Genomic DNA, 12,630 nt, shown 5'->3' on the forward strand with positions numbered 1-12,630 from the left:
AATGGTGGCGCTAGTGGCCGCGGGCGACCCAGTCGTCGTAGTTCACGATCTCGTCGCCGATGGTCGTCGAGTCGCCGTGACCGGTGTAGACCACGGTGTCGCCGGGCAGCTTGCCCAGCCGGCCCGAGATCGACTCGAGAATGGTCGGGAAGTCCGAGTACGACCGGCCGGTCGCGCCGGGGCCGCCCTGGAACAGCGTGTCGCCGGAGAACACCGCGTTCAGGTCGGGCGCATGCCAGCACACCGATCCCGGCGAGTGGCCCGGCGTGTGCAGCGCCCGCAGTTCGGTCCCCGCCACCTGCAGCGTGTCGCCATCGGAGACGGTTCGGAACTCCTCTTCCGGGTGCGTCATTCGCCACAGCACATCGTCAGCGGGGTGCAGCAGGACGGGCGCGTCGAGTGCGTCGCCCAGTTCGGGCGCGACGGTCACATGGTCGTTGTGCCCGTGCGTGCACACGACCGCCACCACGTGACGGCCGCCGACCGCGTTGACGATCGGGCCGGCATCGTGCGCCGCGTCGAACACCACCACCTCGGAGTCGTCGCCGACGATCCAGATGTTGTTGTCGACTTCCCAACTGCCACCGTCGAGTTCGAACGTCCCGCTGGTGACCACTCGCTGAATCGGTCCGCCGTTCACAGCAGCACCACCGATCGCAACACGTCACCGCCGTGCATCCTGTGGAACGCCTCCTCGACGCCGTCGATGCCGATCCGCTCGGTGACGAACTTGTCCAGCGGCAACCGCCCCTGCAGATAGAGGTCGATCAACGTGGGGAAGTCGCGCTCGGGCAGGCAGTCGCCGTACCACGACGACTTCAGCGACCCGCCGCGGGAGAAGAAGTCGATCAGCGGCATCTCCAGCGTCATGTCCGGCGTCGGCACGCCCACCAGCACAACGGTTCCCGCCAGATCACGGGCGTAGAACGCCTGCTTCCACGTCTCGGGCCTGCCGACGGCGTCGATCACCACGTCGACGCCGAAACCGTCGGTGAGGTCCTGGATGGTCTCGACGAGGTCTTTTTCGGCGAGTTCGGCGCTGTTGATGGTGTGCGTGGCGCCGAAGTCGCGGGCCCAGTCCAGCTTCTTGTCGTCGGTGTCGACGGCGATGATGCGCCGAGCGCCGACCAGGCGAGCCCCCGCGATGGCCGCATCGCCCACGCCGCCGCAACCGATCACCGCCACGGTGTCGTCACGTCCCACCGCGCCGGTGTTCACCGCCGCGCCAAGGCCCGCCATCACGCCGCAGCCCAACAGTCCGGCCACCGCCGGGTCGGCCGCGGCGTCGACCTTGGTGCACTGGCCCTCGTGCACCAGCGTCTTGTCGGCGAACGCGCCGATGCCCAGCGCGGGCGTCAACTCGGTGCCGTCGGTCAGCGTCATCTTCTGTGCGGCGTTGTGGGTGTCGAAGCACAGGTGCAGACGGCCCCGCTTGCAGGCGCGGCACTGGCCGCACACCGCGCGCCAGTTCAGGACGACGAAATCGCCGGACTCGACGTTGGTGACGCCTGCGCCGACGGATTCGACGGTGCCCGCGGCCTCGTGTCCGAGCAGGAACGGGAACTCGTCGTTGATGCCGCCCTCCCGGTAATGCAGGTCGGTATGGCACACCCCGCACGCGGTGACGTCGACCACCACCTCGCCCGGACCGGGGTCGGGAATGACCACGTCCACGACTTCGACCGGTTCGCCCTTCTTCCGTGAGATCACACCGCGCACCGTTTGGCTCATGCGTACAACCTAATGGGTGCGCCAACGATTGGAATAGTGTCCATACGTATGTCCGGTTCGCGGCGCGGGAACACTGGAGCCGTGGCCGACGAGCTTCCCGCGCTTTACCTGTCCCACGGCGCACCGCCCCTGGTCGACGATGAACCCTGGGTCGGTCAGCTCGCCGACTGGTCCCGCGAACTGCCGCGCCCGGCCGCGATCCTCGTCGTCTCGGCGCACTGGGAGAGCGCGCCGCTGAGCATCGGGTCGACCTCACCGGACACCCCGCTGACCTACGACTTCTGGGGCTTCCCCCAGCGCTACTACGAAACCCGGTACGACGCACCCGGGGCGGTGGACCTGGCAGCGCGGGTCGAATCGGCGATGCCCGACGACGAACCCGTCCGCCACGACCCGGACCGCAGGCTAGACCACGGCGCCTACGTACCGCTGACCGTGATGTACCCGGAAGCCGACATCCCGACGCTGCAGATCTCGATGCCGACGCTGGACCCGCAGCGGCTGCTGGCGCTCGGCAGGCGGCTGCGGCCGTTGCGCGACGAGGGCGTGCTGATCATCGGTTCGGGGTTCACCACTCACGGCCTGCCGTTCCTCGACGACCCGACACCGTCGGCAGTGCCGCCGGACTGGTCGACGGAGTTCGACGCCTGGACTGCCGAGGCGTTCGCCGCCGGGGACGTGGACGCGCTGATCGACTTCCGCAATCGTGCGCCCGGCATGCCGTACGCGCATCCGACGATCGAGCATTTCTCGCCGTTGTTCGTCGCGCTCGGCGCTTCGAGCGACCCCGGCCAGTCCCCGCGCCAGGTGATCGACGGCTACTGGATGGGTCTGGCGAAGCGTTCGATCGAGCTGATTTAGCCGTTGAACCGCGCGGCGTCACCGCCCGTTGTGCAATGGACGGCAGTCCGGCCGCCCGAAAGAAAGTACGAGGGAAGCGCAATGACGGATATCGACCACAGAGAAGACGTCGACACCACCGAAGAGTTCGCCGGGCGGATCGTCGGCGCGATCGACGACGCCAGCCTGGCCATCCTGCTGTCCATCGGACACCAGACCGGCCTGCTGGACACGCTGGCCGAACTGCCGCCGGCCACCAGCGCTCAGATCGCCGACGCGGCCGGGCTCCACGAGCGCTACGTGCGGGAGTGGCTCGGCGGGACGGTGACCGCCCGCGTCGTCGATTACGACCCGGCGGCGCAGACCTACACGCTGCCCCGGCACCGCGCCGCGGTGCTCACCCGGGCGGCCGGACCGGACAACCTCGCGCGCGTCGCGCAGTTCATCCCGCTGCTCGGTGAGGTCGAGCAGAAGATCATCGGCTGCTTCCGCACCGGCGGCGGGCTGTCCTACAGCGAGTATCCGCGATTCCACACCCTGATGGCCGAGGAGAGCGGAGAGGTGTTCGACGCCGCGCTCGTCGACGTCATCCTGCCGATGGCCGAGGGGCTGCCGGAGTTGTTGCGCGCCGGCGCCGACGTGGCCGACATCGGTTGCGGCAGTGGCCATGCGATCAACGTGATGGCGCAGGCGTTCCCGGCGAGCCGGTTCACCGGCATCGACTTCTCCGACGAGGGACTGGCCACCGGGCGGGCGGAGGCCGCGCGGCTGGGCCTGACGAACGCCACCTTCGAAGCCAGGGACGTCGCCAAGCTCGACGCCTCCGAAAGCTACGACGTGATCACGGTTTTCGACGCCATCCACGACCAGGCGGCGCCCGCCACGGTGCTGGAGAACATCCACCGCGCGCTGCGCCCGGGCGGATATCTGCTGATGGTCGACATCAAGGCGTCGAGCCGGCTCGAGGACAACGTGGCGGTGCCGCTGGCCACCTATCTGTACACGGTGTCGACGATGCACTGCATGAGCGTGTCGCTGGGCCTGGACGGCGCCGGTCTGGGGACGTGCTGGGGTCAGCAGCTCGCCACCTCGATGCTCGCCGACGCCGGGTTCGCCGACGTGACGGTGCGCGAGATCGAATCCGACCCGATCAACAACTACTACATCGCGCGCAAATAGGCGGCCGGCGGGTAGGAGCGAAGCGACTGGGGGTTAGGGTCGGGCGCGATGAGCGCCCTCGATGTCATAGCCGACTGGCCGGTCCCGACCGCCGCCGCGGCGGTGGTCGGCCCGGCCGATGTGCTGGCGGAGCACGGTGACGTCGGCCGCCGGTTCGCGTTGGCGTCGGTGACCAAGCTGGTGGTCGCCCGCGCGGCGCAGATCGCTGTCGAGGAGGGCGCCGTCGGCCTCGACACCGAGGCCGGTCCGCCCGGCGCCACGGTCCGGCACCTGCTCGCCCATGCGGCCGGTTACTCGATGCACTCGGCGAAGACGATGGCCGAGCCGGGGAAGCGGCGGGTGTACTCGAACTACGGCTTCCAGGTGCTCGCCGAGACGCTCGAGAAGGCGTCGGGTATCGAGTTCGGACGGTACCTCGCCGAGGCGGTGTTCGAACCCCTCGGCATGACCGACAGTTCGCTGGACGGCGGCGCCGAGGCTGCCGGTTACGGCGCGAGGGCGACGGTCGCCGACCTGGCCCGGTTCGCCGGCGACCTGTTGCGTCCGGTCACGGTGTCGGCGCAGATGCACGCCGAGGCGACCACAGTGCAATTTCCCGGACTGAACGGCGTGTTGCCCGGCTTCGGCTCGCAGCGGCCCAACGACTGGGGCCTGGGTTTCGAGATCCGCGACGGCAAGTCGCCGCACTGGACGGGATCGGCGAACAGCGGCCGGACGTTCGGACATTTCGGCCAGTCAGGGACGTTTTTGTGGGTCGACCCGGAGGCCGACATGGCGCTGGTAGTGCTGACCGACCGCGATTTCGGGGACTGGGCGTACGAGCCGTGGCCGGCGTTGTCTGACGAAGTCCTGAGAGAATTCGAAGCAGACTAGCGCAACAGCCGCCTCACAGGGCACAATAGACACGCACGACACAGCTGTAATTTCGGTTTCGCCAGGCCGCTTGGGGAAGACGTCCCTCGTGGAGCCGAAGGAGTAGCAAATGCGTGCGTCGAACCAGTTCGCCGAAGCGACGACGGGCGTGGTCTACATCCATGCCTCACCCGCTGCGGTGTGCCCACATGTCGAGTGGGCGTTGTCGTCGACCCTGTCGGCGCGCGCCAACTTGAAGTGGACCCCGCAGCCGGCCATGCCCGGGCAGCTGCGTGCGGTCACCAACTGGGTGGGCCCGGTCGGCACCGGCGGCCAGTTGGCCAGCGCGCTGCGGTCGTGGTCGGTGCTCCGCTTCGAGGTCACCGAGGACCCGAGCCCCGGCGTGGACGGCCACCGCTGGTGCCACACCCCCCAGCTCGGATTGTGGAGCGGGCCGATGAGCGCCAACGGTGACGTGATGGTCGGCGAGATGCGACTGCGGACCCTGATGGCCGAGGGCGCCGACATGCTCGCCGCCGAACTCGACACGGTGCTCGGCACGGCATGGGACGAGGCGTTGGAGCCCTACCGCGACGGCGGCGACACCGCCGAGGTCAGCTGGCTGAGCCGCGGCGTGGGGTGAGAATCTTCAGCGCGCCCGGAACCGCCGACACCTCGACGGGCAGCGGGCAGACGTACTCGCCGTCGGCATAGGCGTTGATCCCGGGGCACTCGACCGTGATGGTCTTCGCGCGCTCGGTGCGGACCTCGTCGAGGTCGACGTGTGTGCCCTTGAACACCGTCGGGAACAACCGGATCAGCTTCGTGCGCGACGCCGAGGCCACCATCGTCACGTCCAGCAGCCCGTCGGCCGGATCCGCGCCGGGGCAGATCAGCATGCCGCCGCCGTAGCTGCGGGTGTTGCCGAACTCGGCCATGGTCAGCTCGGTCACCAGTTCGCGTCCGTCGAGCGTCAGGCGAAACGGCAGCAGCCGCAACTGCGACAACTCGGCGATCATCGCCAGGTTGTAGCGCATTCGGCCGTGCGGCCACGTCATCCTGTTGGTCCGGTCGGTGACGAGCGAATCGAAGCCGGCGGCCATCACCGTGCCGAACCACTTGTCGGTACCGTCGGCGCCCCTGATCCGGCCCAGGTCGATGGTCCGGACATCGCCGTCGACGACGACGTCCGCGGCGGCTTCGGGATCTTTGGTGGGAATGCCGAATTCGCGGGCGTGGTCATTGCCGGTACCCGCCGGGATGATGCCGAGCGGGATGTCACCCTGGGCGAGTACCTGTAACGCCAGCGAGATGATCCCGTCGCCGCCGACGACCACCAACGCGTCCATACCCCGCTCGAGGGCGCCCTCGACGAGTCGTCGTGCGTGGTCGGAGTCCGTGCCTGCGATCGCCACGACGTCGACGCCGCGCTTCTGCAGGCGCGCGATGGCGCGTTCGGCGGCGTGCGGTGCGCTGCCGTGCCCCGAGGCAGGGTTGGTCAGGACCGTGACCCGTTCCGTCATGGAATCAGCTTGCCCGGGTTGAGGATTCCCGCCGGGTCGAGGGCCGACTTGACCGCGCGCAGCATCGCGACACCGAGGTCGCCTACCTCGTCGTGCATCCACGGCCGGTGGTCGGCGCCGACGGCGTGGTGGTGCGTGATGGTGCCTCCGGTGCGCATCATCGCTTCGGACGCCGCGGATTTCGCCTTCCGCCACTGTTCGATCGGGTTGCCGCGTTGGGCGGCGACGACGGTGAAGTACAGCGACGCCCCGGTCGGATACACGTGCGAGATGTGGCACAACACCAGCGCGGCCGTGCCGGACTCGGCCAGCGCCGACGTCAGCGCCTCGGTGACAGCCGCTTTCAGGGCGGGCACGTTCGACCAGTTCGTCGCGGTCTCCAGCGTTTCGCACAGCGCTCCCGCCGACAGCAGGGAATCGCGAAGGTAGGGCGCGGAGAACCGGCCGTGCTCCCACGCCATCGCCGGACCCTCGCCCAGCGATGTGCCGCCCGCGGCCTGCAGTACCGCGCGCGTCTCGGCGTGCCTGCTGGCGACGTGTGCGTCGGTGCCCTCGAAGGCCGTGATCGCCAGACATCCTCCGGTGACCTGCTTTTCGCCGATGCTCTCGGTCGTCGCCAGGTTCACCCCCGTCTCGGCTTCGTCGGACAACCGGATCACCGTCGGCCCCGTTCCGGTCTGCACGACGGCTCGCAACGCGTCGGCGCCCGTCGCGAAGTCGGGGAACGACCACGCCTCGTAGCGGGTGGCCGTCGGGACGGGATGCACCCGGACTCGCACGCGGGTGATGATCCCGAGTACACCCTCCGAGCCGATCAACAGCTGGCGCAGGTCGGGGCCCGCCGCGGACTCCGGCGCGCGGCCGAGGTCCAGCACGCCGACCGGGGTCACCGCGCGCAGCCCGCGGACCATGTCGTTGAACCGGCCGTAGCCCGCCGAGTCCTGTCCCGACGAGCGGGTCGCGGCGAAACCGCCGATGGTGGCGAACTGGAAACTCTGCGGGAAGTGGCCCAGCGAGAAGCCGCGCTCGCCGAGCAGGCGTTCGGCGTCCGGACCGGTCAACCCGGCCCCGAGGTCTGCTTCGCCGGACACCTCGTCGAGCGCGTGCAGTCGGTCGAACCGCCGAAGGTCCAGCGAGATGACGGCGGAGAAGTCGTCGCGGATCGGGTCCAGGCCGCCGACCACGCTGGTGCCCCCGCCGAAGGGGACGACCGCGATGCGGTGCGCTGAGCAGTGCGCCAGGATCGCGGCGATTTCTTCCTCGGTGCCGGGCAGCAGCACCGCGTCGGGTGCGTCCTGCACACCGGTGTCCCGGCGACGCAGCAGGTCCAGCGTGGACTTGCCGCCGGCTCGCAGCAGCCGGCCGCGGTCGTCGGTGTGGCAGTAGTCCGAGCCCACGATGCCGATCAGCGCCTCGCGGTCGGTGTCAGGCAGCGACGACGGCCGCAACCGCACGTCGTCGGCCTGCAGTTCGGGACCCGCCGAAGCCTGGAAGCCGAGCGCCTGCTCCAGCAGTGCGCGGATGCTCTCGGACAGCGGTTTCGCCTCATCGGGGTCGCCCCAGGCGTTCCACTTCATAGGGGGCAGGAGTGCTGTTCGGTGGGCGTCCCGGCGCGTCATGCGTTACAGTATTACACATGTCGTCAATCCGTAACTCTGAGCCGAGTGTGGAGGACCGCGTGCTCGACGCCGCGGCGGCCTGCGTGCTGGCAGTCGGGGTGAAGCGGGTGACCCTGACGGACATCGCGCGGCGTGCGCGAATGAGCCGCCCGACGATCTACCGCCGCTGGTCCGACACCAACGGGGTGCTCGCGGCGCTGATGACCGCCCGCATCGCCGGGGTGCTGGACGCGGTGCCGAACTACGGAACCGATCGGGAAGCACTGGTTCAGCGGGTGGTCGCGGTGGCCGAGCACCTGCGCAATGACGAGGTCGTGATGTCGGTGCTGCACGATGCACCCGAGTTCGCGATGGTCTACATCGCCGAACGCCTGGGCACCAGCCAAATGATCCTCATCGACGCCTTGTCCGACGCGATCAGGCTCGCGCAGGAAGGCGGCAGCGTGCGCGAGGGCGATGCGCATGAGATGAGTGCGATGTGCCTGCTGATCACGCAGTCGACGATCCAGTCGGCGCAGATGGTCGAGAAGCTACTGGACCGCGAGGCGCTCAACGTCGAGCTGGCCCGCTCGTTGAACAGATACCTGCAACCGTGAGCGGCCCAACAGCATTGAACGGCGTGCGGCGGGCGAGCGAGCTCGCCGCGCTGGCCGACGGCGAACGACCGGACGTGATCGTCATCGGCGGCGGCGTCACCGGGGCCGGCATCGCGTTGGACGCTGCGACCCGCGGCCTGACCGTCGCGCTGGTCGAAAAACACGACCTGGCGTTCGGCACCAGCCGGTGGAGTTCGAAGCTGATCCACGGCGGCCTGCGCTACCTGGCGTCGGGCAACGTCGGGATCGCCCGGCGCAGCGCGGTCGAACGCGGAATCCTGATGACGCGCAACGCACCTCATCTGGTGAAGGCGATGCCGCAGCTGGTGCCGCTGCTGCCGTCGATGAACCGCGCGTCGCGGGCCCTTGTTCGGGTGGGCTTCGCCGCCGGGGACGGGCTGCGCAAGTTGGCGGGCACGCCGGCGACGACGCTGCCGCGGTCGCGGCGGATCGACGCGGCCCGCGCGGTCGAGCTGGCCCCCACCGTGCGGCGCGACGGTCTCGACGGCGCCCTGCTGGCCTACGACGGCCAGTTGATCGACGACGCCCGTCTGGTCGCCGCCGTCGCGCGTACCGCGGCGCAACACGGCGCCCGGATCCTGACCCGCGTGGCAGCGTCGGCGGCGACAGCCACTTCGGTGACGCTGACCGACCGGCTGTCCGGTGACTCGTTCGACATCACCGCCCGCGCGGTCATCAACGCCTCGGGCGTGTGGGCGGGGGAGGTCGATCCGTCTCTCAAACTGCGGCCCAGTCGCGGGACGCATCTGGTGTTCGACGCGTCGGCATTCAGCAACCCTGTTGCTGCGCTTACTATTCCGATACCCGGCGAGATCAACCGCTTCGTGTTCGCGATGCCCGAGCAGTTGGGCCGGGTGTATCTCGGGTTGACCGACGAGGACGCCCCCGGACCCATTCCCGATGTGCCGCAACCGGCCGACGAGGAGATCTCGTTCCTGCTCGATACGGTCAACACCGCGCTCGACGTCGCCCTGAGCCGGGCCGATGTGGTCGGCGCCTACGCCGGTCTGCGGCCGCTCATCGACACCGGAGCGGGGCGAACGGCCGACGTGTCACGCGAGCACGCGGTCACCGAATCGCCGTCGGGGGTCATCAGCGTCATCGGTGGCAAGCTGACCGAGTACCGCTACATGGCCGAGGACGTCGTCGACCGGGCGATCGCGTTGCGGGGGCTGACCGCGACGGAGTGCCGGACGCGCAACCTGCCGTTGGTCGGTGCGCCGTCGAATCCCGTTGCGACGCTGCGCTCCCCGGTCGAACTGCCGGGATCGCTGGTCGCCCGCTTCGGCGCAGAAGCCCCGAACGTGATCGCCGCGGCGAGTTGCGAGCGGCCTACCGACCCGGTGGCCGACGGGATCGACGTCATCCGTGCGGAGTTCGAGTACGCAGTGACGCACGAGGGCGCGCTGACCGCCGACGACATCGTGGACCGACGCACCCGCATCGGCTTGGTGCAGGCCGACCGTGAGCGGGTAGTGGCCGTCGCGGAAGAACTCTTGGCGAGATCAGACTTATGACACGAAAACGCAGCGGCCGGGTGCGAGAAGTCTGATCTCGTCAGACGAAGTTACAGCGGGATGTTCTTGTGGCGGCCGCGGCGCGCGGGGGCCTGGGCCAGCGCCTGGGTCAGCTTGCTGCGTGTGTGCGACGGGTCGATCTTCTCGTCGACCACGCCGATCTCGATCGCCGAATCGACACCGCCGGCGAGCCTTTCGTGCTCGGCGGCCAACTCCTCGTGCAGCGCCTCGCGCTCGTCCTCGGGAGCGGCGGCCAGCTTCTTCTTGTGCAGAATGCCGACCGCGGCCTTGGCGCCCATCACCGCGACCTCGGCGTCCGGCCACGCGTACACCTTGGTCGCGCCGAGTGAACGCGAGTTCATCGCGATGTAGGCGCCGCCGTAGATCTTGCGGGTCACCAGCGTGACCCGCGGAACCGAGCACTCGCCGAACGCGTGCAGTAGCTTGGCGCCGCGGCGGACGACGCCGCCCCACTCCTGGTCGACACCGGGCAGGTAGCCGGGGACGTCGACGATGTTGACGATCGGGATGCCGAACGCATCGCACAGGCGCACGAAACGCGCTGCCTTCTCTGCGCTTTCGGAGTTCAGGCAGCCGCCGAGGCGCAGCGGGTTGTTGGCGATCACGCCGATGGTCCGGCCGGCCAGCCGGCCCAGCCCGATGACGATCGACGGCGCCCACTTGCCCTGGAACTCATCGAAGGGGGTTCCCTCGTCGAGCAGCGCCTGCACGATCGGGTGCACGTCGTAAGCGCGCCGCGCCGACTCCGGCAACAGGGCGTGCAGGTCCGTGTCGCCCGCCTCGGCCTTGGCGCGGTCGAAATGGCCCTGCTGACAGAACAATCCGACCAGGCGACGGCCGCGCTCGTAGGCGTCGAGTTCGTCGTCGGCGACGATGTGGCACACACCGGACTTCTTGTGGTGGGTGTCGGGGCCGCCGAGCGAGGCCATGTCGACGTCCTCACCGGTCACGCTGCGCACCACGTCGGGGCCGGTGACGAACACCCGGCTCTCCGGCGCCATGACGATCACGTCGGTCAGGGCCGGGCCGTAGGCGGCGCCGCCCGCGGCGAAGCCGACGACGACGGAGATCTGCGGGATGTACCCGGAGGCGCGGATCATGGCCTCGAACACCAACCCGACGGCGTGCAGGGCCTTGACGCCCTCGGCGAGCCGGGCGCCGCCCGAGTGCCAGATGCCCACGATCGGGCTCTGCTCCTCGATGGCCTGGTCGTAGGCGTTGACGATGTGGGCGCAGCCCTCGACGCCCATGGCGCCGCCCATGACGGTGCCATCGGTGCAGAAGGCGATGGTGCGCACGCCGTTGACGGTGCCGGCCGCGGCCAGCACGCCGGAGCGGTCACGCTCGTGCAGCAGTTCGACGCTGTCGCCGTCGAAGAAGGTGCTCAGGCGCAGCAGCGGATCGCGCGGGTCGAGGGACTCGCTGATGGTCTCGGGCGCGGTGATCGTCATCCAAATCTCCTGTGGGTCAGTATTTCCCGAAGGCGAGTGCGACGTTGTGCCCGCCGAATCCGAACGAGTTGTTGATCGCGTACTGGTAGTTGCCCTGCCGCGGCTCCCCGGCGACCACGTCCAGATCGATCTCCGGATCGAGATTGCGCAGGTTCAGTGTCGGCGGGATGATGCCGTCCCGCAACGCCAGCACGGTCAGGATGGACTCGACGGCACCGACGGCGCCGACCGAGTGGCCGAGTGCAGCCTTGGGTGCGTAGACGGCCGGCTTGTGGCTGCCCATCGCGTTGTTGATGGCCTTGCCTTCGGCCACGTCGCCGACGCTGGTGCCGGTGGCATGCGCGTTGACGTGGTCGATGTCGGTGGGCTGCAGCCCGGCCAGCTGGATGGCCCGCGTCATCGCGTGGCCGGCCTGCTCGCCGTTGGGGTCGGGTGCCACGATGTGGTAGCCGTCCGACGTGATGCTGGCCCCCATGATGCGGGCCAGGATGTTGGCGCCGCGGGCCTTCGCGTGCTCCTCGGTCTCGATGACCAACAGCGCGCCGGCCTCGCCGAACACGAACCCGTTGCGGTCCTTGTCGAACGGGCGGCAGGCACCGGCGGGATCATCGTTGGTGGTGGACAACACGATTCGCATCTGGGCGAAGCCGGCGATCGGCACCGCCTCGATCTTGGTCTCGACGCCACCGCAGATCGCGACGTCGGCCTCGCCGAGCACGATGTTGCGCCATGCGTGCGCGATGCCCTCCGAGCCCGACGCGCAGGCCGACACCGGGGTGACCACCCCGGCGCGGGCTTTGCGCTCCAGTCCCACCGCGGCCGCGGCCGCGTTGGGCATGTACATCTGCACGGCCAGTGGGGAGACGGCGCGCAGGCCCTTGGCCCGCATGCCGTCGTAGCTGAACACCAGCTCCTCGGTGGAGCCCATGCCGGTGCCGATCGACACCATCAGGCGCTTGGGATCGACGTCGGGCGAACCCGCGTCCTCCCAGACCCGCCGCGACAGCACCGTCGACATCTTCTGCAGATACGACAGGCGACGCAGTTCCACCCGCGTCAGTTCGTGGTCGAAATCCTCGAGGAGATGACCGCCGATACGCACCGGCAGGTCATACTCCTCGACGAACGGGTCCTCGAGCTTGCGGATACCGCTCTGGCCGTCCAGCAGCTTCTTCCAGGTGTCGTCGGCGCTGGTCGCCACCGCGGTCGTCATCGCGATACCGGTGACGACCACGTTGGGGAAACCGTTTCCCGTGCAGAGCCGGGTCAACCCTGTCATC

Annotated in this window: 12 protein-coding genes; 6 read left to right on the forward strand and 6 right to left on the reverse strand. The window is 69.1% G+C overall.

Features of this window, described 5'->3' with window-relative positions:
- Positions 1-10 precede the first annotated feature (10 nt).
- A complete protein-coding gene (locus ABGB19_RS24565; RefSeq protein ID WP_347688606.1) occupies positions 11-640 on the reverse strand; it encodes an MBL fold metallo-hydrolase in 630 nt (209 codons plus the stop codon).
- Complete coding sequence (locus ABGB19_RS24570) at positions 637-1,731, reverse strand: S-(hydroxymethyl)mycothiol dehydrogenase (protein WP_347688607.1); 1,095 nt, start codon at positions 1,729-1,731, stop codon at positions 637-639. The genes ABGB19_RS24565 and ABGB19_RS24570 overlap by 4 nt, the downstream gene beginning before the upstream one ends.
- Before the next feature lie 81 nt (positions 1,732-1,812).
- Here ABGB19_RS24570 and ABGB19_RS24575 point away from each other — a divergent pair, with 81 nt between their 5' ends.
- From ABGB19_RS24575 to ABGB19_RS24590, 4 genes are all read left to right on the forward strand, one after another.
- Positions 1,813-2,592: a class III extradiol ring-cleavage dioxygenase gene (locus ABGB19_RS24575; RefSeq protein WP_347688608.1), complete on the forward strand. Its 780-nt coding sequence runs from the start codon at positions 1,813-1,815 to the stop codon at positions 2,590-2,592.
- An 81-nt stretch (positions 2,593-2,673) separates the two neighbouring features.
- Positions 2,674-3,750, forward strand: coding sequence for a class I SAM-dependent methyltransferase (locus tag ABGB19_RS24580; RefSeq protein WP_347688609.1), 1,077 nt, complete (start codon positions 2,674-2,676; stop codon positions 3,748-3,750).
- A gap of 48 nt (positions 3,751-3,798) precedes the next feature.
- Positions 3,799-4,623 carry a serine hydrolase domain-containing protein gene (locus tag ABGB19_RS24585; RefSeq protein ID WP_347688610.1) on the forward strand — a complete coding sequence of 275 codons (825 nt, stop codon included), beginning with the start codon at positions 3,799-3,801 and terminating at the stop codon, positions 4,621-4,623.
- Between the two features lie 109 nt (positions 4,624-4,732).
- Complete coding sequence (locus ABGB19_RS24590) at positions 4,733-5,245, forward strand: DUF3145 domain-containing protein (protein WP_347688611.1); 513 nt, start codon at positions 4,733-4,735, stop codon at positions 5,243-5,245.
- Here ABGB19_RS24590 and ABGB19_RS24595 read toward each other — a convergent pair.
- Positions 5,217-6,125 (reverse strand): diacylglycerol kinase, encoded by a 909-nt coding sequence (locus ABGB19_RS24595; RefSeq protein WP_347688612.1) that lies wholly within the window; start codon positions 6,123-6,125, stop codon positions 5,217-5,219. The two genes, ABGB19_RS24590 and ABGB19_RS24595, sit on opposite strands and share 29 nt — an antisense overlap.
- The gene (locus ABGB19_RS24600) at positions 6,122-7,702 is read right to left on the reverse strand and encodes an FAD-binding oxidoreductase (protein WP_347688613.1); all 1,581 of its coding nucleotides are present in this window, start codon (positions 7,700-7,702) and stop codon (positions 6,122-6,124) included. Before ABGB19_RS24600 ends, ABGB19_RS24595 begins: the two co-directional genes overlap by 4 nt.
- Before the next feature lie 59 nt (positions 7,703-7,761).
- On the opposite strand from ABGB19_RS24600, the gene ABGB19_RS24605 reads away from it, so the two are divergent.
- Both ABGB19_RS24605 and ABGB19_RS24610 read left to right on the forward strand, forming a co-directional pair.
- Positions 7,762-8,340, forward strand: a complete 579-nt coding sequence (locus ABGB19_RS24605) for a TetR/AcrR family transcriptional regulator (protein ID WP_347688614.1) — start codon at positions 7,762-7,764, stop codon at positions 8,338-8,340.
- Entirely contained in the window at positions 8,337-9,878 is a 1,542-nt protein-coding gene (locus ABGB19_RS24610; RefSeq protein ID WP_347688615.1) for a glycerol-3-phosphate dehydrogenase/oxidase, read from the forward strand. The genes ABGB19_RS24605 and ABGB19_RS24610 overlap by 4 nt, the downstream gene beginning before the upstream one ends.
- Before the next feature lie 50 nt (positions 9,879-9,928).
- Here ABGB19_RS24610 and ABGB19_RS24615 read toward each other — a convergent pair whose 3' ends face one another.
- Positions 9,929-11,350, reverse strand: a complete 1,422-nt coding sequence (locus tag ABGB19_RS24615; RefSeq protein ID WP_347688616.1) for an acyl-CoA carboxylase subunit beta — start codon at positions 11,348-11,350, stop codon at positions 9,929-9,931.
- Between the two features lie 16 nt (positions 11,351-11,366).
- Entirely contained in the window at positions 11,367-12,629 is a 1,263-nt protein-coding gene (kasB, locus tag ABGB19_RS24620; protein WP_347688617.1) for a 3-oxoacyl-ACP synthase KasB, read from the reverse strand.
- Between the last annotated feature and the right edge of the window lies 1 nt (position 12,630).

The organism is Mycobacterium sp. B14F4 (assembly GCF_039871645.1).
Lineage (GTDB): Bacteria > Actinomycetota > Actinomycetes > Mycobacteriales > Mycobacteriaceae > Mycobacterium.

Bases quoted from the DNA above. Each gene is read 5' to 3' on its own strand.
- ABGB19_RS24600 (WP_347688613.1), bottom strand. From the start codon at position 7,702: ATGAAGTGGAACGCCTGGGGCGACCCCGATGAGGCGAAACCGCTGTCC.
- ABGB19_RS24590 (WP_347688611.1), top strand. From the start codon at position 4,733: ATGCGTGCGTCGAACCAGTTCGCCGAAGCGACGACGGGCGTGGTCTAC.
- kasB (WP_347688617.1), bottom strand. From the start codon at position 12,629: ATGACAGGGTTGACCCGGCTCTGCACGGGAAACGGTTTCCCCAACGTG.
- ABGB19_RS24605 (WP_347688614.1), top strand. From the start codon at position 7,762: ATGTCGTCAATCCGTAACTCTGAGCCGAGTGTGGAGGACCGCGTGCTC.
- ABGB19_RS24570 (WP_347688607.1), bottom strand. From the start codon at position 1,731: ATGAGCCAAACGGTGCGCGGTGTGATCTCACGGAAGAAGGGCGAACCG.
- ABGB19_RS24595 (WP_347688612.1), bottom strand. From the start codon at position 6,125: ATGACGGAACGGGTCACGGTCCTGACCAACCCTGCCTCGGGGCACGGC.
- ABGB19_RS24580 (WP_347688609.1), top strand. From the start codon at position 2,674: ATGACGGATATCGACCACAGAGAAGACGTCGACACCACCGAAGAGTTC.
- ABGB19_RS24615 (WP_347688616.1), bottom strand. From the start codon at position 11,350: ATGACGATCACCGCGCCCGAGACCATCAGCGAGTCCCTCGACCCGCGC.
- ABGB19_RS24585 (WP_347688610.1), top strand. From the start codon at position 3,799: ATGAGCGCCCTCGATGTCATAGCCGACTGGCCGGTCCCGACCGCCGCC.